General features: G+C 59.3%; 19 protein-coding genes. 1 reads left to right on the forward strand and 18 read right to left on the reverse strand.

Annotated elements, in window-relative coordinates:
* Position 1 precedes the first annotated feature (1 nt).
* The 7 genes from ML541_RS10330 to ML541_RS10360 form a co-directional block, all read right to left on the reverse strand.
* A complete protein-coding gene (locus ML541_RS10330; protein ID WP_243372747.1) occupies positions 2-826 on the reverse strand; it encodes a substrate-binding domain-containing protein in 825 nt (274 codons plus the stop codon).
* Positions 823-2,133, reverse strand: a complete 1,311-nt coding sequence (locus ML541_RS10335) for a diguanylate cyclase (protein WP_243372748.1) — start codon at positions 2,131-2,133, stop codon at positions 823-825. The genes ML541_RS10330 and ML541_RS10335 overlap by 4 nt, the downstream gene beginning before the upstream one ends.
* A gap of 39 nt (positions 2,134-2,172) precedes the next feature.
* Positions 2,173-2,616, reverse strand: a complete 444-nt coding sequence (locus ML541_RS10340; RefSeq protein ID WP_243372749.1) for a response regulator — start codon at positions 2,614-2,616, stop codon at positions 2,173-2,175.
* Positions 2,617-2,773: 157 nt separating this feature from the next.
* Entirely contained in the window at positions 2,774-3,595 is an 822-nt protein-coding gene (locus ML541_RS10345; protein WP_243372750.1) for a metal ABC transporter permease, read from the reverse strand.
* 19 nt (positions 3,596-3,614) lie between these two features.
* Positions 3,615-4,367: a metal ABC transporter ATP-binding protein gene (locus ML541_RS10350; protein WP_243372751.1), complete on the reverse strand. Its 753-nt coding sequence runs from the start codon at positions 4,365-4,367 to the stop codon at positions 3,615-3,617.
* Positions 4,358-5,293, reverse strand: a complete 936-nt coding sequence (locus tag ML541_RS10355; RefSeq protein ID WP_243372752.1) for a metal ABC transporter substrate-binding protein — start codon at positions 5,291-5,293, stop codon at positions 4,358-4,360. The genes ML541_RS10350 and ML541_RS10355 overlap by 10 nt, the downstream gene beginning before the upstream one ends.
* A complete protein-coding gene (locus ML541_RS10360) occupies positions 5,290-5,715 on the reverse strand; it encodes a transcriptional repressor (protein WP_243372753.1) in 426 nt (141 codons plus the stop codon). Before ML541_RS10360 ends, ML541_RS10355 begins: the two co-directional genes overlap by 4 nt.
* Positions 5,716-6,041: 326 nt before the next feature.
* On the opposite strand from ML541_RS10360, the gene ML541_RS10365 reads away from it, so the two are divergent.
* Positions 6,042-6,842 carry a PilZ-like domain-containing protein gene (locus tag ML541_RS10365; protein ID WP_243372754.1) on the forward strand — a complete coding sequence of 267 codons (801 nt, stop codon included), beginning with the start codon at positions 6,042-6,044 and terminating at the stop codon, positions 6,840-6,842.
* Between the two features lie 5 nt (positions 6,843-6,847).
* Here ML541_RS10365 and cobD read toward each other — a convergent pair whose 3' ends face one another.
* The 11 genes from cobD to ML541_RS10420 form a co-directional block, all read right to left on the reverse strand.
* Positions 6,848-7,930: a threonine-phosphate decarboxylase CobD gene (cobD, locus tag ML541_RS10370; protein ID WP_243372755.1), complete on the reverse strand. Its 1,083-nt coding sequence runs from the start codon at positions 7,928-7,930 to the stop codon at positions 6,848-6,850.
* A 9-nt stretch (positions 7,931-7,939) separates the two neighbouring features.
* Positions 7,940-8,890 (reverse strand): adenosylcobinamide-phosphate synthase CbiB, encoded by a 951-nt coding sequence (gene cbiB, locus ML541_RS10375; protein ID WP_243372898.1) that lies wholly within the window; start codon positions 8,888-8,890, stop codon positions 7,940-7,942.
* A 17-nt stretch (positions 8,891-8,907) separates the two neighbouring features.
* On the reverse strand, positions 8,908-11,268 hold the full coding sequence (locus ML541_RS10380) for a cobyric acid synthase (protein WP_243372756.1): 2,361 nt from the start codon (positions 11,266-11,268) through the stop codon (positions 8,908-8,910).
* A 6-nt stretch (positions 11,269-11,274) separates the two neighbouring features.
* On the reverse strand, positions 11,275-11,802 hold the full coding sequence (locus tag ML541_RS10385) for a hypothetical protein (protein WP_243372757.1): 528 nt from the start codon (positions 11,800-11,802) through the stop codon (positions 11,275-11,277).
* A gap of 15 nt (positions 11,803-11,817) precedes the next feature.
* A complete protein-coding gene (locus tag ML541_RS10390) occupies positions 11,818-12,879 on the reverse strand; it encodes a cobalt-precorrin 5A hydrolase (protein WP_243372758.1) in 1,062 nt (353 codons plus the stop codon).
* 31 nt (positions 12,880-12,910) lie between these two features.
* Positions 12,911-13,708, reverse strand: a complete 798-nt coding sequence (gene cobM / locus ML541_RS10395; protein WP_243372759.1) for a precorrin-4 C(11)-methyltransferase — start codon at positions 13,706-13,708, stop codon at positions 12,911-12,913.
* 10 nt (positions 13,709-13,718) lie between these two features.
* On the reverse strand, positions 13,719-14,444 hold the full coding sequence (gene cobI, locus ML541_RS10400) for a precorrin-2 C(20)-methyltransferase (RefSeq protein ID WP_243372760.1): 726 nt from the start codon (positions 14,442-14,444) through the stop codon (positions 13,719-13,721).
* A 222-nt stretch (positions 14,445-14,666) separates the two neighbouring features.
* Positions 14,667-15,884, reverse strand: coding sequence for a precorrin-6y C5,15-methyltransferase (decarboxylating) subunit CbiE (gene cbiE, locus ML541_RS10405; RefSeq protein ID WP_243372761.1), 1,218 nt, complete (start codon positions 15,882-15,884; stop codon positions 14,667-14,669).
* Between the two features lie 35 nt (positions 15,885-15,919).
* On the reverse strand, positions 15,920-17,008 hold the full coding sequence (locus tag ML541_RS10410) for a cobalt-precorrin-5B (C(1))-methyltransferase (RefSeq protein ID WP_243372900.1): 1,089 nt from the start codon (positions 17,006-17,008) through the stop codon (positions 15,920-15,922).
* A gap of 10 nt (positions 17,009-17,018) precedes the next feature.
* Complete coding sequence (locus tag ML541_RS10415) at positions 17,019-17,660, reverse strand: precorrin-8X methylmutase (RefSeq protein WP_243372762.1); 642 nt, start codon at positions 17,658-17,660, stop codon at positions 17,019-17,021.
* Entirely contained in the window at positions 17,660-18,043 is a 384-nt protein-coding gene (locus ML541_RS10420) for a CbiX/SirB N-terminal domain-containing protein (protein ID WP_243372764.1), read from the reverse strand. Before ML541_RS10420 ends, ML541_RS10415 begins: the two co-directional genes overlap by 1 nt.
* Between the last annotated feature and the right edge of the window lie 30 nt (positions 18,044-18,073).

The following is an 18,073-nucleotide window of genomic DNA, read 5'->3' on the forward strand; positions in this document are numbered from 1 at the left end:
GTTAAAGGGGAGTGTTGCCGTAAGTGGCAAGAATCTTCTTCGCCTGGGGAGAGGAAAAGAACGCGGCGAAATCCTTTGCCGCCGCCGAAGCGGTCTGGGAGTTAACAACGAAGAATTCCTTCCAGATAGGGTACCTTTTCCTGACTCCTCCATTGGCCGATGGCTTCACCCCGTCCAGCGCCAGGACATTCACCGGCAGCTTTTCCGCCAGCACCTGGGTCAGGGTCGCGCCACCGAAGCTTCCCGGAATCTTGATCACCATGTCGATGCTGTCCTGGTCGGTAACGGCGAAATTTGAGCCCGCTCTGGCGATTGCCGCCTTGACCGCCTGATCCATGGCTGGAGAGAGGCTGCGCAAGAGCTTGGTATCGCTCTCACTCTCAGGTCGAACCACCAACCGGACCAGGCTGCCGTCCGGCCATTTCCGTACCTTGCCGCTGTAATAGGCCTCCACCTCCCGCATGGTCACCGCTTTTTTCGCCACCTTCTTGTTGGTGACGAAGACATAGGGGGATCTGGCATAGGATTTTTCCACCGCGCCTTTTGCCTTCTCCTCCGACTTCAACGGTCGTCCGGTCACGGCCACATCAAGATCTCCGCCGAGGACCGCTTTTATCCCCCCCGAACTTCCCAGGCTCGGAAGCACTTTAATGGTAACCCCCTTGTGGGTCTTCATGTACGCCTTGGCCAGATGCCGGGCCGCTCCCAAAGGTCCCCCCGAGCCACCCACCTTCAATACTGTTTCCGCCGCTGCGTTCTGCGCCGTGACCATTCCGGCCAACAGCAGTACCACCACCGATCCCTTCACTATTCCGATCCTCTTCATTCCTGACCCCCTTGTTCATGGAAAAATTGATAGGTATTGCGCCCCTTTTCCTTGGCACGGTACATAGCAGTATCCGCCTGTTTCAGCAGATTTTCCGGATCGGCGCCATCTTCGGGAAAAATACTGATGCCGATACTTGCCCCGACCCTGCATAAATACCCGCGGAGCTCGATCGGCTCAGCAAGGGCGGCTATGATCTTTGCGGCAGCGTTTTCCGCATCCCGCCTCCTAATCGTATTCAAGAGAATGCAAAATTCGTCTCCTCCCATGCGTGCCACCGTGTCGGCATCTGCCACGCAACGGCTCAGTCTGCGGGCAACCTCCTTAAGCAGCATATCTCCCACATCATGGCCATACTGGTCGTTCATGAGCTTAAAACCGTCCAGATCCAGGAAGAGCAGGGCAAACGCCTGTTGGTAGCGCTTGGCATTTGAAACGGCCCCCATGAGCCGGTCGAAAAAGAGGACCCGGTTGGGAAGAGCGGTAAGTGGATCACAGGTCGCCAGAAATTCCAGCCGCTCCCTTGCCTCCTTCCGCTCGGTGATGTCGCGGAAAATGAGCTGAAAGGCAGGTACATCGTTGTAGGAGAAGGGAAGCGTCACCACTTCCACGTCCACCTCGGTGCCATCAGTGCGGATAAATTTCTCTTCCGACAGGGGCACGAATTCGTGACCAGCCAGCATTCCCAACCGCTCCAGGTGCCGCTCCATGCAGGATGAATGGATTATGGCAGCCAGATCCCTGCCTAAAATCTCCTTTTCCTCCCTCGCCCCCAGGATACCAAGGCCGCTCTGATTGATGAACACCAGCTTTCCCTGCTGATGTATGGCGATTCCATCCGGAGAAAGCTCGATCAGTTTCCGGTATCTCTCCTCGCGCTCTTTCACGGCCAGGAACATCCGTTCCCGCTCCCTGAGCAGATGCTCCTTCTCCAACACCTGCTCAATGACCATGGGCAGCAACTCCATGTAGTTCGTCTCGGCATCTTTCACCACGTAGTCGGCCGCTCCCAGTTTGAGCGCCTCCACAGCCACCTTCTCGCTGCCGTTGCCGGTCACCATAATCGCCGGAGGTGCGTCCTTCCTGAGTTTCATTATCCTGAGAAAGTCCATACCGCCGAAGACCGGCATGTTGTAATCGAGGAGAATCAGGTTGTAGCCTCCGGCGTCGAGCATGGACAGGCCCGCTTCGCCATTGTCGGCAATATCCACAACATAGTTACACCGTTGCAGTTTTCGCTGGAGCAACCGAGCGAGCCCTGCATCATCTTCCACGTAGAGAATATGCGCCATCTTTTCTGTCGTCACCTAAACTATCCCTTTCGGAACCGGGTGCCGCTTATGCGGTCACACCTCCTCGGGTACCTTGACGATGGAAAGAAACAGCCCCAGGTTGAGTATCGCCCTGGAGAAGCTCTCGTATTCCACCGGCTTTGTGACGTAAATATTGCACCCAAGGCTGTAGCACCGGCTGATCTCCTGGGGATTCTCGGTGGTGGTCAGCATCACTACCGGAATCCGCTTCGTGCGCTCGTCCCCCCTGATTCTCGCCAGCACCTGGTACCCATCCAGCACAGGCATGTTCAGGTCGAGGAGGATAAGCAGCGGCACCCTGGTCCCATTGCCGGCATACTCTCCTTCGTTGAAAAGAAAGTCGATCGCCTTCTGGCCATTGTCCAGGTGCAAAATCTCGTTGGAGAGACCAGCCCGGCGCAGGTTCTTCTCAATCAGCCGGGCGTGACCCGGATCGTCTTCAACCAGTAGAATAGTGACCGCTTGATGCATTGACATTATCGTCTCCATTGGCAATTTTCCTTATAGTCGGCGCACTTTTCCCCTATGGTTGCGAGGAAAAAGCAGCCTACGTGCTACTTATCGGCGGTTCGTGTCGAAGCTAAAGTGGGATCGGGAATATTAATGAGAGGAACTCCGACAGACGGAGGTGGCATCAACGGCGGCAAATGAGGCGGAAACAGAAGGAGACGGCAAAAACGGCGAAGTTGAAAAGGACAATGGTGGCACCGGCAGGGAGGTTCAGGACCAGGGAGAGGCAGATACTGACCATGACCGTTCCCATGCCGATCAGGGCCGAAAAGAAAATGGCCCCACGGAAGCTCCGTGCCAGCTGCAGTGCGGAGACGGCGGGAAGGATGAGGAGCGCGGAAATGAGCATGATACCCACCACCTTCATGGCCAGGACCACGGTAAGCGCCGTGAGCAGCACGAGAATAGTATTGACGCGGCTGGTGCGGAGGCCGGCACTGCGGGCCAGGTCCTCGTCGAAGGTAGTGGCGAAGAGCTCGTTGTAAAAGAGGAAAATGGAGATGACCACCAGCAGAAACAGCACTGCCGCCAACAGCAGTTCGGTCATGCTGATGGAAAGGATATTGCCGAAGAGATAGCTGAAGAGATCCACGTTGAAGCCACCGGCCTTGCTGGCAAGCATCACCCCGACGGCGATGCCTAAAGAGCTGACGATGCCGATGGCGGTATCGCCATAGATCTTCGCCTTGTCGGTCAGCTTGAGGATGCCCACTGAGGCAAGGAGCACCACCGGAATGGCAACCATGGTCATGAGTACCGACTGGAAGCCGAGGAAGAGGGCAAAGGCAACGCTGCCGAAGGTGACATGGGCCAGGCCGTCACCGATAAGTGAAAAGCGGCGCAGGACAAGGAAAACCCCTAAAATCGAGCAAAGCACGGCAATAAGCGAGCCGCCGACGAGGGCGCGTTGGAGAAAGCCGTAACTGAGTATTTCCGCCAGATCCATAATTAACCTATCGATAGAATCAGTGTCGGTGACAGACCACGTGCTGGGCCTTCTCCCCGAAAAACCCCGTCATCTCCGTGGATTTGCAGAACTGGTCGAAATCGCCGTAGAAGACGACCCGCTTGTCCAGGTAGAGCAGTTTTGTTGCATAGCGGCCGATGGTACCGGTATCGTGGGTGACGAGAATGACGGTGGTCTTGTGCTCACGGTTCATGTCGCGGAGCAGCTCGTAAAAATGCTCCCGCGTTTCCGGATCCAGTGCAGTGGTCGGTTCGTCCAGGACGAGCAGGTCGGGCTCGCTGACCAGCGCCCGGGCCAGGAGAACCCGTTGCCGGAGCCCACCCGACAGTTCACCGATCATTTTGCCGCTGATGTGGGCAATGTCCATCCACTGCAGTGTCTTTTCCACTGCAGCTGCGTCTTCCTTATCGAAGCGCCGGGGAAAGCCCTTGCCGGCAAGACGGCCAAGACGGACCACTTCGAAGACGCTGGCGGGGAAATTGGGATTGAAGAACTGCAGCCCCTGGGGAAGATAGCCGATACGCCGCCAGTCACGAAACCGCGGAAAGGGGGTACCGAAGAGGGAGACGACTCCCTTCTCGGCTTTGACCAGGCCGAGAAGGGACTTGACGAGGGTACTTTTCCCCGAGCCGTTCGGGCCCACGACTCCGACGTAATCACCCGCCTGGACGGCGAACGACACATCCTGCAGGACATCGGCCCCCTGATAACCCGCACAAAGCCCCATCACCGAGAGAGCGTCTACTGACATTGCAGCCCCGTTCTCAGGTTCCTGAGGTTCTCTTCCATGAGGGAAATGAAGGTCACTCCCCGGTCGAAATCGGCTTTGCTGACGTTATGGGCGCCGTGGAGTCTGAGAAGCCCGGCGCCTGTCTCTCGGGCAATCATCTCGGCGACGCGGGGATTGAGTAGCTCTTCCGTGTAGATATACTTAAGGCCGGTCTGCCGCATCTGCCTGATCAGCCCGGTAAGCTGGCCGGCGGTCGGCTCCGCATCAGCATTGAGGGCATATGCCGACTGATAATGGAGATTATAGCGTCTGGCCAGATAGCCGAAGGCGTAATGGCCACCATGGAGGAAATCGCGGGTAGCGCACCTGGCCAGCCCCTCTTTGAAGCGCTGGTCCAGTTCGGCAAGCTTCGCCTTGTAGGCCGCGGCATTAGCGGTGTAGTAATCGCGGTGGGAGGGGTCCTTCGCCACGAAGGCAGCGAGGATATTATCGACGATGATCCGGTCATTGTCGAAATCGAGCCAGATATGTGGATCGAAACCACCGGCACGGTGATCGTGGCCATCCCCACTATCAGCATGCTCCGCCCCTGCCCGGTATAGCGTCACGCCGCGGCTGGCATCCACCGTCAGGGCCTTTTTGCCCGCTGCATCCATTATCTTCGCCGCCCACGGCTCCATGTAGCGATTGGTAAAGACGAAGACGTCGGCCCGGCTGACCCGGATAATGTCATCGGGCCTCGGTTCGAAGCTATGGGGCTCCACCCCCGGAGGGAGCAGCAGGCGCACCTCCGCCTTGTCGCCGCCGATCTGCCTGGCAAAGTCATAGAGGGGAAAAAGGGTCGTCACCACCTGCAGCTTGCCAGGATGGTGCTGCTCTCTCTCTGCACAGGAAGCAAGCAGAACCGATATCAGCAAAAGCATGCACAGGACAAGCGCCGTTCTCATGGAGTTCCTCCGTGGCTTTCCGCGCAGTCGCGGCAAAGGCCGTTTACCTGAACGATATGGGAGAGCACGGTCCCGTCGACCTTCTTCTCGATCTCTTCCATGCCGCAGAAATTGATGTCCTCCACCTTGCGGCAGGAAAGGCAGATGAAGTGATGATGGTGGTGACTGTTGGGGCAGAAATAATAGTAGAGCTGCCGGTTGGGATGAATAACCTTGGTGATGAGCCCGCCGTTGGCCAGATCTTCCAGGTTGCGGTAGACGGTGGGCAGGCCGATGCTGGCGAAATTTCTGCGCAGCTTGCGCCAGACCTCTTCCGGGCTGGCATAGGAAAGTTCCTCCGCCAGCAGGGAAAGGATGGCGAGCCGTTTCGGCGTTGCCTTCAGTTTGAGATCTTTAAGGTTGTGGGCAAAATTCTCGGGCATGTCTCGCACCGGCTCATTGTAAATAGAAATGATTTCTTTTTAGAATACCCGTATTTTTGCTGCTGTCAAGGATCTTATCGGTCTGGAAGCCCATGTGGAGGGAAAGTAAATATGGTAACTGGTTATTTTTGCGGGCATTTGACCATCTGCTGTCGGGGGTTTGGCGGCAATCGGAATGGTTGCAGTACCTGCCGCCGAAGGGCGGAAAAATTTCCCTCCAGCAGTGGGACCCTCCCCCAAAGAGTTTCATCCCATCTTGTCGGCGCATCTGGCAGATTTTTTGCTTAGTACAGGTATTACTTCATGCCACAGCGGATTTTTAACCGATGATCGAGCAAAAAGTTTCCTACCGGGATTATTTCTACGTCAACCAGCGGGCGCGGGTCGATCTGCCCCTGAGCAACAGCCGTTTCTTTCATGAATGGGCGGTAATCGATACGGCTCTGGAAAACCTCATCACCCTGCGGCTGTCCCGTGACGTATTGCCGCACAATCTTCTCCTGGAAAAGGGTGAACCGGTCTCGATCAGGGCGGGGAGCGGCGGCCAAGGTTACCGGTGCCACGGAATCATTGAAGCCATTGAACGGGAAGACCTCGCCTTGCGCCTGAGCGGCGCCATCATCCCCGACGAACTGCGCTCCTATTTCCGTCTGGACATGTCCCCCCTGGCATTTGACTATGCCGCCGCGGGGAGGGAAGAGACCTGGGAATTCACCGGCAACCGCGGCATCGTCGGCACGGGAATTGGGGGCAATTCGTCATCAGTGCAGGGAGCCCCCCAGGAGCTGCCGAAGATGGAATTTAACGGTGTCCAGCCGGTCATCGTCAACATCAGCGGCGGTGGCTTGCGGGCACAAACGCCGGAAGAGATTCCGGCAGGATCGATTCTCAGTCTGGCATTTAACCTGCCCCATCCCCTGCCCCAGCCAGTTCAGCTCCTGGCAGAGGTGGTCTACAGCCAGCCGCTCCCCTCCATCTGGCGCACCGGCACCTGCTTCACCACCGGCATGAAATACCTGAAGATCAACGAGCGCAGCCGGGACAGTATCATCCAATTCGTCTGCAGCGAAGAGATCAAGAAAATCAGGAGCTGCAACAAGCGGTTCCATTCCCTGACCTCCGGCTGATCCTCCTACCTCCCCGCCTTAAGCGCCGTCTCCAGCTCTGCCACAAGCAGGCGATTCTCTTTCCCGCCACGCACCGCAACCCTGAAAAAGCGGTTATCGAGCCCACGGAAGTTCGCGCAATCCCTGATGAGAACGGCGCGGGCCAGAAGCCTTTCCCGCAATTCCGTCGCTGTAGGGCCTTCATTCACCCTGATCAGCAGATAATTGGCTGCCGATGGATAGACGGTCAGCCCTCGCAGCGCGGCCAGCTGCGCGGCAAGCAGCGCCCGTTCCGCAGTGATGGCCTGCAGGGTCCGCGCCTGGTATTCCCTGTCGGCAACGGCGGCCAGGCCGGCAACCTGGGCAGGCGTGTTGACGCTCCATGGCTGTCGCTCGGCTGCCAGCCCGGCAATAACCTCCGGCGAACCCAGCGCGTAGCCCAGGCGCAGCCCGGGAATGGCGAAAAATTTGGTCATGGATCTGAGGATTACCCCTCCCCCCTCCACCAGGAGCTCCTTGGCCGATTCACCTTGACAAAAGTCCATGAAGGCCTCGTCCAGCACGAAAAAAGTCCCCGCAGCACGGCAGAGCTGATGGACAACGGTAATCGTCCCCAGTGGCAGCAGCTTTCCCGTGGGATTGCCGGGATTGCAGAGGAAGAGGGCGTCGTAGCCCTCGGACAAGCGCTCTTCCAGCAGCGGGACCGACAGGGAAAAGCCGTTCCGGTGATCCAGCTCCAGCCAGCCGATCTCCCACCCCTCCCGGTCAAGTGCCTTGGCATATTCGGAAAATGTCGGGGCAATGACTAGCGCCTTTTTCCCCTTGAGAACACGGGGCAGCAGGTAGATCAGTTCGGTCGAACCGTTGGCGGCACAGACCGAACCCGGGCCAAGGCCGTGGAAGGCGGCCAGCGCAGCGGCAAGCTCGACGGCATCCGTATCGGGATAGTGGGTGCAGCGGTCGAAGGAGGAACAGAGTGCCTCCTTTACCGACGGCGCTATGCCGAGGGGATTGATGCTGGCGGAAAAATCGGCGACCGCTTCCGGCTTCAGCCCAAGACTGCGGGCCACGCTGAAGACATTACCGCCATGATCGAAATTGTTTGTCATCACAGGTTCCTATCGGTGACTGATTGCTGAAAAAAGGATGAAGCCGGCCATGAGCAAGGCCTCTGAGCCGTACATGAGGCGCACGGCCCCCCGGTATGCCACCGGCGCCAGGGGACGATCGGGATCGCCAATGGTCGGTTTGGCTACCGGCATGCCGAAGTAGTAATTCAGCCCTCCCAGTCGCACACCGAGGGCACCGGCCGCTGCCGCTTCGGGAATGCCACTGTTGGGGGAGGAGTGGTTGTGCCCGTCGCGGCGCATAATGCGCCAGGAATTTCCTGCCGAAAGCCCGACAAAGGGGGCGGCAACGATCATGAGCAGGCCGGTCAGCCTGGCCGGCAGGTAGTTGGCCAGATCGTCACACCGGGCCGAGGCCCAGCCGAACTGTAGATAGCGGTCATTTTTATAGCCGACCATGGAATCAAGGGTATTGATCGCCTTGTAGGCCAGCCCCAGCACGGGGCCGCCGAGCATCAGGCAGAGGAGCGGTGCGATGACGCCGTCGGAGGTATTCTCCGCAACCGTTTCCACCACGCCGCGGATGATGTCCCCCTCGTCCAGTTCCCGGGTATCGCGACCGACAATGCGTGACAGCCAGTGCCGCGCCCCCGGCAGATCCCCCTGCTGCAGGGCATCCACAACGGTTGCCGATTCCCGATGTAGTGAGCGGGCCGCCAGGCAGCCCCAGGAGAGGTAGATCGCCGTTGCTGCGGCAAGGCCGGGGTGAATCAGCGCCGCTCCTTTCAGGAGCAATGCGCCCGACAGGCAGGTAATACCGACGGTAAGACACAGCAGGGCGATGCCCCCCTGCCGCTCGTCGCTGAAGAGCCGCCGCAGGGGCGTCTCAAGAAAGGCAATCAGCCTGCCGATGCCAACCACCGGATGGGGCAGGCCGCGGGGGTCCCCCAGCAGCAGATCCAGGAGGATGGCAACGACAACGACAAAAACATGATCGGTCACCAGATCGGGCATGGTGATTAATTATCGTCCGGCCTTGGCCCCGGTAACCCGCAGATGGCGAGCAGCCGGTCCATGTCCAGATGGCGCTCCAGATGATCGGCCAAAAGCTCATAAGGGTCCCTGAGAGGAACGAGCTTGTGCCGCTCACGCAACCCTTTGCCGCGCCTGATGCCGTTGAGGAAGGCGGTTCTGAACCCGGCATTATCGAAGATACCGTGGAGATAGGTGCCATAGATCCGCCCGTTCTTGGAGACGGCACCATCCTCCACTGCCACTTGCTCGCCCGAGCGGAGCGTTATCCTGGCAAAGGGAAGGGCATTGCTGCCACGGGCCGTCTCTCCCATATGGATCTCATAACCGGTCAGCGCACCTCCCCCATCACCAGAATCCATCTGCGCCAGCAGTTCGGCAGCCACCTGATGGGTCTCCTTCCGGGCGAGCATCACCGTCTCCACATCCAGCAGGTCCAGCCCATCCGCCTCTTTGATATCCGATTCGATGTTGAAGGGGTCGAGGACCCGCCGTCCCAGCATCTGAAAACCGCCGCAAATGCCGAAAATCGTCCCCTCGAACTCGCGGGTCGCCTTGTACAACCCCCGTTCCATGAGGAAATAAAGATCGGTGAGGGTCGATTTGCTGCCGGGAAGAATGAGCAGATCCAGCCCCGCCATTTGCCTGGGACTGTCGATATAGCGGAGCACCACGTCCGGCTCGCGCTCCAGCACGTCGAAATCGGTGTAATTGGACATGCGCGACATCCTGATCACGCCGATTTGCAGTTTATCCGCACTTCCCTCTGCCGGAGAAGGGCCGGCCACGCGCCTGGAAAGTGGCACGCTGTCCTCGTCGGCAATGCGAAAACCCTCGAAATAAGGGATAACCCCCAGTACCGGCAGGCCGGTCCGGGCCTCGACGAAATCGATCCCCGGCGCAAGGAGCGAAGAATCCCCCCTGAACTTGTTGATGATGATCCCTTTGAGCATCGCCCGCTCGGCCGGCTCCAGCAATTCCACGGTGCCGACGATCTGGGCGAAGACACCACCCCGGTCGATATCCGCCACCAGGAGCACCGGGCACCCCGCCATCTCGGCCACCTTCAGGTTGGCAATGTCGTGCTGTTTGAGGTTGATCTCGGCTATGCTCCCGGCCCCTTCGATAACGATGAAGTCGTGTCCCGCTCTCAGGCGGTTGAAACTCTCCCGCACCTTAAGGAACGCCTCCGGTTTGTAGGCGTTGTACTCGGCCACCTTCATGTTGCCGACCACCTTCCCCTGGACGATGACCTGGCTCCCCACGTCGGAGTTGGGCTTGAGCAGTACCGGATTCATATCCACATGGGGAGGAATCCCGCAGGCCTCCGCCTGCACCGCCTGCGCCCTGCCGATCTCCCCCCCCTCGGGGGTGACCGCCGAATTTAGGGCCATGTTCTGGGACTTGAAGGGGGCGACCGACAGCCCCTTTTTCTTCAGGATCCGGCAGAGCCCGGCGGTAAGAACCGATTTTCCCACGTCGGACCCGGTGCCGCATACCATCAAAGCACGGCCTGCGGCCGGCGCCGAAGTTCGAGGTTCGACGTTCGAAGTTCGAAGTTCCAAATTCCCTGCCGTTAACCTCGAACCTCGCACCTCGCACCTCGAACCGGTTTTGTAACCGCGCGGCGTCACCATCCGCCCTTTCTGATCGACGAAGGTGGCGGAATTGCCGACGATAACGATGGAAAACATATCGATGTCGTGGTCGAGCATCTCCCCCAGGGTAGTGACGACCATCTGCTCACCTTCGCGGCAGGCGTTACGTACAATCCCCACCGGGGTAGCGGCAGCACGCACTCCGGCGACAATAGCCCGTGCCGCTTCGATCTGCATGGTGCGCCCCTTGCTTTTCGGGTTGTAGAGGGCAATGACGAAGTCTGCCGCAGCTGCCGCAGCCAACCGCTCCTGGATGACCGGCCAGGGGGTGAGTAGATCGGAGAGGGAAATGACGGCGAAATCATGCATCAATGGAGCACCGAGCACCGCCGCTGCCGCCTGAACCGCCGAAACACCGGGGATAATGATGATTTCAGGAGGGACCGGCAGATTTTCCGCCAGTTCCAGGGCAAGGCCCGCCATGCCGTAAACGCCGGCGTCACCGCTGGAAACGAGCGCCACCCCTTTACCCGAACAGGCGATGGCAAGGGCCTCGTTGCACCGCTCCACCTCCTTGAGCATGCCCGAGGAAACCACTTCCTTCCCTTCGAGGAGGGGTTCAATCAATTCCAGATAGGTTTTGTAGCCGACGATGACATCGGCCGTCGCCAATGCCTCCCTTGCCTCGAAAGTCATGTGGTTCAGGCCGCCGGGGCCGATGCCTACTATGTACAGTGCAGATTGCGCCATTGCTCGTTAAAATCCCTCCGGCTCTTCCATCTGGTCCTTGATCTTCTCCGAATCCATGGAAAAGACCCCCTTCTGGGAAAGTACGATGCTGGTACTCTTCCCCTGCCATTCGACCCGGTCCGCCTCGGTCAGGGTCGGCTCGCCGAACTTCTTGTAGCAGGCGGAAAGAAGCTTTTCATAGTTGTCCCTGCCGGTGAAGTAGGCGGTCGCCCCGTAAAAGAGGTCGTCGTAAAAATAGTAGTAGATCCGGGTCAGGGTCCCTTCGCCGATCTTTAGACGGTCTCCCGGACGGGAATAAACGCTGACCTGTGCAGCCGCCTGCTTCCTGGTCCGCTTGTAAAGCTCCCGCAGGGCGGCGGTCCCATCCGCACTGAATTTCAAACCCTCCACCTGGGAAACCGGGGTCCCCCAAGTAATATCCCTGAAGCCTTCCGGTTCCTGCTCTTCAAAAGGGAGATTGCCGGCTGCCGCAGCGCCGGCAGCACAAGCCAAAAGCAGTCCCAACAGGACGATCATCTTGACCGATAAACGCATGGTACTCTCCTTTGCTTAAGCATCAGGACATTCCGCTATAGCCATGGTCACATTGCCGCTCTTTACCTTTTTCAGCAAGAGGGTACCTCCTACCGAAGCTAGCAGGGCGGCTGGCTCCGCCACGCCAACGGCGCCGATGGCCGCCAGGGCATGGGTGGAGGGGGGAGAGGGGGAAGTGATCCGGTTCAGCTCTTCGCTTTCGTAACAGACGAGCGGGAGCCCATAACGCTCGGCAAACTCCAACAAGCCCGGTTCGGTTGCCTTGGCAGCAGCGGATGCAACGCATTTCAGGCTTTTCATGGAGAGGAAGAGCCGCTTCATGTTGGCCACAACCAAAGCCTCGATCTCACTTGCCGGGGTCCCGCTGTTGCAGCCGATTCCCAGCACCAGATTCTGGGGACGAAGAATGAGCAGTTTTTCCGACTGCACCTGCAGCGGCAGCTGGCGATTGGTAACGAAGAGGTAGCCCCTTGCCCGACTCTGCAGCGCCTCTATGTACGTATCGAAAAAGGAAAGGGGGCAGCGGCCGTGGAACCTGCTGCGCACCCGTCCCGTTCCATCGACGACGGCTATTTCGGCACCCTCCAAAAGGAGGCTGTTCAGCACCTTGACCCGGGACAGCTCGTCTATCACCCAGCCCTCCTCCTTGGCGAGCATATCGAAAGAGGGGAGGTTGTTGGCATCGGTGGCGGTGGTGATGACCTCCCGGGCCCCGGTGAGAAAGGCGCAGCGCCCTGCAAGTTCGTTGGCCCCGCCCAGATGACCTGACAGAAGGGAGATGGCGAATCTTCCCCCATCGTCCATGACCACCACCGCCGGGTCCTTGTCCTTCGCCTCCAGAAGCGGAGCAATCATGCGTACGACGATGCCGGTGGCCATAATGAAAACGAAGCCTTCGGTCTCGGGCCAGAGCCGGCGCACCAGTTCCTTCAACTCGCCGATGAAGGGAAGGGTCTTTTTCCCCGCCGCACCGGCAAATTTCTGCAGGACATAGAAGTCCGCTTTGGAGAACCCCTCGCTGATCTGCGCCCCCAGCCTGGCACCGTTGCGGGTTATGGCGATAATGGCGATGCGCATAGGTTCACCATGGAAAAAAGCTGCCTACAGGTTATCCCACAATTCCTTCCCGGAATTCGTGGCTGAAACCCTTGTCGTAAAGGAGGGATTTTGCCTTCAGCCCGTTTCGGCGGGCACCGAGGACGTCGCCGACAACAATCAGCGCCTGTTTGCCAATGCCCGCGTCCTTGACCCTGGCGGCAATATCGGCAAGAGTTCCCTCCACTACCTGCTCGTCGGGCCAGGTCGCCTTGGCCACCACCGCAACGGGGGTCTGCTCCCTATAGGCGCCACCCTGTAGCAGTTCCCGTACCACCTGTTCGATCATGGCCACGGAGAGGTAGATGACCATTGTAGCGCCGATAGCCGCCGTCCGCACCAGTGCCTCCCGCTCCGGCACCGGCGTTTTTCCCGCCAGCCGGGTAATGACCACCGTCTGGGTCACTTCCGGCAGGGTCAGCTCCTGTTTCAGGGTCGCCGCCGCGGCAAAGGCGCTCGTCACCCCCGGCACCACCTGATAGCCGATGCCGAGCTGGTCCAGCTCAGCCATCTGCTCCTGAATTGCGCCAAAGATGGATGGATCGCCGGTATGAAGCCGCACCGTCTTTTTTCCGGCAATAACCGCCTCGGCCAGCACCTGGGTCGTCTCCTCAAGGGTCATCCCCGCCGAGTCGTAGACAGCGGCATTGGGCGCGTAGGTCCGCACCAGTTCCCGGTCAACGAGGCTTCCCGCGAAAACGACCACCTCTGCCTCGCGCAAAAGCCGCGCCCCTTTGACAGTAATCAGCTCCGCATCACCGGGACCGGCACCGACAAAAAAGACCTTGTTTTCCGTTACAGCCGTTACCATGCCCCCCCCATTACCAGCCGTTTTTCCTGACGATGAGCAGCGACAGGTAGTCGAGCTTCTGTCCCAGCAGGCTAGCAATGCCGGTGACGACCTCTTCCTCGGCCGAGCCGACGCGGCGGATGAAGACCGCTTTTTTCTCAAGCCCCAGCTCCTGCAGCACCCCATAGATGCGGTCGAAAACCCGGCTCACCTTCATGAGGACGATGGTGTCGAAATTTTCGAAGGTGCGGCGCAATTCCTCGTCCTCATAGGTGGTGGGGAGGATAGCGATGCGGTCGGCACTCATGCCCAACGGCAGACCTGCAGCAATGGAAGCAGCGTTGATGCTGGAGATGCCCGGTATCACTTCAATGGCGATGGCCGGGTAGCGCTCCCGGAAGATACGGTAGAGGTAGAGAAAGGTGGAATAGAGAAAGGGATCGCCGATGGTGATGAAGGCCACATCCCTGCCGTCGGCAACACGTTCGGCGACCTCGGCGGCCGCCTTTTCCCAGAAACCATTCAGCCCCTGCTGGTCCTTCTTCATGGGAAAGACCTGGACCAGCACCTCCTGGCGGGAGCGGTCGATGAACTCCTCGACGATGGACAGGGCGTAGCTGGATGCATCGGCAGTCCCCGTCGGCGTACAGATGACCGGCACGGAGCGGAGAATGCGCTCCGCCTTGCGGGTCAGGAGCTCCGGATCACCGGGCCCCACCCCGACGGCATAGATTTTTCCTGGCTTCAGCTTTTGCATTTATATATTTTTCCGCTTCGCGAATTCGATTTCAGGAATGGAGAGCAAGGCAGCAATGAGAACCGACGCAGGTCCTTGGTAGCTAATCGCCTCCTCTACGGCACAGCAAAAAGCTCCAGCTCCTAGGCGCGAGCTCCCTGAGGAATGAGGCGTACCGGAAGGTACGCTGCAATGACGAAGGGTGCGAGCAACAACGGAGATGGACTTTTGGCGAAGCCGTATTCAGTCTTCTTTGGCGGCTGCGATTATGTATACCGGATTATGCGCCTCGAACATCTTGTACTCCGTCAGCCCCTTAGTCCTGGAAATGTTGACGCAGGTGATCTCCACGCCGTAGCCGTGGTCTTCGAGGAATTCCACCGCTTTTGTCAGGGTGTCGAGGGTGACGGCGTTGAGAACGATCTGTCCCTCGGGCTTGAGCCGCCGGTCCACCGCCTCGATGATGTCCTCCAGCATGCCGCCGGAGCCGCCGATGAAGACCCTGTCCGGGTCCGGCAGTTCCTCCAGCCCTTCCGGAGCATAGGCTTCGATGAGCGTCACGTTGCGGGCAACGAATTTCTTCAGGTTGTCGCGGATGAAGGAGAGATACTGCGCGTTCTTCTCCAGGGCGAAGATCTTGCCGTTGGGCATGAGGTTAGAGGCCTCGATGGAGACGGAGCCGCTGCCGGCGCCGATATCCCACATGACCAGATCATCCTGCAGGCGCAGCTTGGCCAGGGTCACTGCCCGCACCTCTTCTTTGGTGATCAGTTTTTTTGCGGTGGCGAATTCCTCATCCCTGATGCCAATCAGGGGATAGTGCTCCAGGGTCGGTTCCCAAGCCTTGATTAGGATGAGGATGTTAAGGGGAGAGCAGCTGATGGTCGCCAGGTTCCGCACGTCGGTCCTGGTGAATTTTTCTCCCGGCAGCCCCATCTCCTCGCAGAGCCACGCCTCGTACCCCTCGGCCCCGCGGGCGATCAGCTCCCGGGCAATGGCCGCCGGGGAGTTGACGGCATCGGTGAGGACCGCTACCTTTTCCGCCGCAATGATGCGGTCGATGGCGCTCTTCAGACCCCTGCCGTGGACGGAGACGAACACCGCATCGTCCCAAGGCTCCTTGATGCGGGCAAAGGCATACTGGACGCTGGTCACATTGGGGAATATCTCGATCCGCTCCTTGGGCAAGTTTCGCAGGATAAAACGGGCCACGCCGAAGAAGTTGGGATCGCCGGAACCGAGTACCACCGTCCGCTTTTCGGTGGTCTTCAGGTATTCGAGCATGATGGAGAGATCGTCCAGGGCCCGCTTTTCCCCCTCGAAATCGGGGAAGATGTCCAGCAGCCGCTGGTGGCCGATGAGAACCTCCGCCTTGTTGATCGTTTCCAGCGCTGTGGCGCCGAAACCTTCCCAGCCCTCGATGCCGGCACCGATCAGGTAGATTTTCTCCCTTTGAGGCATGTGCCCCCCTTTGTCAGGCTGTTGCAATGATAAAATCAGCTGAAATATAGCACTTCCTGGCCATACCCTGCCAGTAAAACCTTTATGGTCGAGCCGGGCGCCAGCCGTGCGGCAAATGCGCCAACCCGCTCACAGACGGCTGCAATGAGCGCGGCATCGTTTCCAGATTCTTCCAGTACCTGCCGTGCTGTATTGGCCCGCCTGGCGGGTTGGGCAAGGAACGCGGTCCTTTGGTTCCCCTCCAGCCAGGACGCAAGCTGCTGCAGGTCCAGTTCGGATGAAGAGACATGGGTCTGTTCGTGACCGCAGGCCAGTTTGAGGAGCTTGGCGAATTGCCCGGCAATGACGATCTCCCTGATCTCCTTTGCGGCGCAGCTCTTGAGGGCATAGCCGGCATGGTCCCCCATCATGACAAAAGCTTCCTCCTGCAGCCGTTTCCCCAGCTGCAGGTGCTGTTCCGCCACCAGCTCGCTGGTGCGCCCGGTGGAAAGGACCACGGTTTCGCTGCCGCAGGCCAAGGCCACGCCGATAGCGGCATCGATGGTATCTGTCCAGGCCTTGGCCGATATGGGCTTGACAATGCCGGTGGTACCCAGGATGGAGAGGCCGCCGACAATGCCCAGGCGGGCGTTGAGGGTTTTTTTCGCCAGCTCTTCGCCGTTGGGTATGCTCACCGTCACTCGCAATAGGGAAGGAACGCAGCGGATGGCGAAGATCTCGTTGATGACGAGGCGGATCATCCGGCGCGGCACCGGGTTGATCGCCCATTCCCCGACCGGCACCGCCAGCCCGGGCTTGGTCACCTTGCCGACGCCGGCACCCCCGCAGATGACGACCTCCCCCTTGCTTCCCGCCGGTGCCGGCTCCATGGCGATGGAGACGTTGATTTCGGCACCGTTGGTGATGTCCGGATCGTCACCGGCGTCCTTGATCACCGAGCAGGAGGCGAATTTGTCCCCAAGCCGCTGGTTCCGCAGGGTGAACGGCACCAGCTCCCCGCCGGGCAGTATGATCTCCACCCGGTCGATGACCTGTCCGTCGCGAAGCATTTCTGCCGCACCCTTAGCAGCTGCGGTCGCACAAGCGCCGGTCGTATAGCCGGATCTCAGGGAGGCGCGCACGATGTTCAGAGGTTCAGCCCTCCCCGGCCATGATCAGCAAGGCGTTAATGACCGCAGCGGCCACATTGGACCCCCCCTTGCGCCCACGATTGGTAATGAACGGTATCTCCGGATGGTCGTCCTCCAATGTAAGGAGGCTCTCCTTGCTTTCAGCGGCACCGACAAAACCTACCGGCAGCCCGACGATCAGCGCCGGTTTTACCCCTTCCTCGCGCACCAGGCGCAGCAGCTCGAAAAGGGAGGTGGGGGCATTGCCGATGACGAAAATACCGTTGGCAGAATCTGCTGCGCCCCTGCGCATGGCGAGAATGGAGCGGGTCACCCCTTCCGCCTGGGCCTTCCGCGCTACCTGGGGTTCGGCGACAAAACAGGAGATGCTGTTGCCGAATCGCTCCCGCTTGCCCCGGTTGATGCCGGCCAAGGCCATATTGGTGTCGGTGACGATGCCGAGCCCGCGACGCAGAGCCTCAATGCCACGCGCGACTGCTGCTGCCGAAAAAAACATGTTCCGTGAATACTCGAAGTCGGCGCTGGTATGGATGGCTCGACGCACCACCTGCCACTCTTCGGGGGACCAGGAGTGGGGACCGACTTCGGCCTCGATAAGGCGGAAGGACTCGGCTTCGATCTCCTCCGGACGCAGATGAACGGACATCAGTACCACCTCTGCTCGGTAAGGGATTCGGCAATGCGCTCGACGACAATCTCGGCCAGCTTGTGGTGCACCCCCAAATGCCTGCCCATGGCCATCTCCACCTGGGGATGGCGCTGCCGCGCCTCCTCCAGCTCCGCCGGCAAATCCTCCAGAACATGGGCGCCCATGTAGAGGAAATAGGGAAGGAGCAGAATCCGTTCGGCGCCCCTGGAGACGCAGGCGTCGATCCCTTTCTGGATGTTGGGGACATGCTGCTCACGGAACGAGACCTCGACAATGTCGTAGCCGGTCATTTTTTTCACCATCGCCGCAATCTCATGAACCGCCCGGTTTGCTTCGGGAATGCGGCTTCCATGGGCCATGATCAGAATCGCTGTTTCCATATGTTACTCCTGTGCTTCCTGCGAGTTTTC

This window comes from Geotalea sp. SG265, from assembly GCF_022808985.1.
Classification (GTDB): Bacteria; Desulfobacterota; Desulfuromonadia; order Geobacterales; family Geobacteraceae; genus Geotalea.

What these genes read in the sequence shown, in the direction of transcription:
- ML541_RS10330 (WP_243372747.1), bottom strand. Translation starts at nt 826, where the DNA reads ATGAAGAGGATCGGAATAGTGAAGGGATCGGTGGTGGTACTGCTGTTG.
- ML541_RS10340 (WP_243372749.1), bottom strand. Translation starts at nt 2,616, where the DNA reads ATGTCAATGCATCAAGCGGTCACTATTCTACTGGTTGAAGACGATCCG.
- ML541_RS10345 (WP_243372750.1), bottom strand. Translation starts at nt 3,595, where the DNA reads ATGGATCTGGCGGAAATACTCAGTTACGGCTTTCTCCAACGCGCCCTC.
- ML541_RS10350 (WP_243372751.1), bottom strand. Translation starts at nt 4,367, where the DNA reads ATGTCAGTAGACGCTCTCTCGGTGATGGGGCTTTGTGCGGGTTATCAG.
- ML541_RS10355 (WP_243372752.1), bottom strand. Translation starts at nt 5,293, where the DNA reads ATGAGAACGGCGCTTGTCCTGTGCATGCTTTTGCTGATATCGGTTCTG.
- ML541_RS10360 (WP_243372753.1), bottom strand. Translation starts at nt 5,715, where the DNA reads ATGCCCGAGAATTTTGCCCACAACCTTAAAGATCTCAAACTGAAGGCA.
- ML541_RS10365 (WP_243372754.1), top strand. Translation starts at nt 6,042, where the DNA reads ATGATCGAGCAAAAAGTTTCCTACCGGGATTATTTCTACGTCAACCAG.
- cobD (WP_243372755.1), bottom strand. Translation starts at nt 7,930, where the DNA reads ATGACAAACAATTTCGATCATGGCGGTAATGTCTTCAGCGTGGCCCGC.
- ML541_RS10380 (WP_243372756.1), bottom strand. Translation starts at nt 11,268, where the DNA reads ATGGCGCAATCTGCACTGTACATAGTAGGCATCGGCCCCGGCGGCCTG.
- ML541_RS10385 (WP_243372757.1), bottom strand. Translation starts at nt 11,802, where the DNA reads ATGCGTTTATCGGTCAAGATGATCGTCCTGTTGGGACTGCTTTTGGCT.
- ML541_RS10390 (WP_243372758.1), bottom strand. Translation starts at nt 12,879, where the DNA reads ATGCGCATCGCCATTATCGCCATAACCCGCAACGGTGCCAGGCTGGGG.
- cobM (WP_243372759.1), bottom strand. Translation starts at nt 13,708, where the DNA reads ATGGTAACGGCTGTAACGGAAAACAAGGTCTTTTTTGTCGGTGCCGGT.
- cobI (WP_243372760.1), bottom strand. Translation starts at nt 14,444, where the DNA reads ATGCAAAAGCTGAAGCCAGGAAAAATCTATGCCGTCGGGGTGGGGCCC.
- cbiE (WP_243372761.1), bottom strand. Translation starts at nt 15,884, where the DNA reads ATGCCTCAAAGGGAGAAAATCTACCTGATCGGTGCCGGCATCGAGGGC.
- ML541_RS10415 (WP_243372762.1), bottom strand. Translation starts at nt 17,660, where the DNA reads ATGTCCGTTCATCTGCGTCCGGAGGAGATCGAAGCCGAGTCCTTCCGC.
- ML541_RS10420 (WP_243372764.1), bottom strand. Translation starts at nt 18,043, where the DNA reads ATGGAAACAGCGATTCTGATCATGGCCCATGGAAGCCGCATTCCCGAA.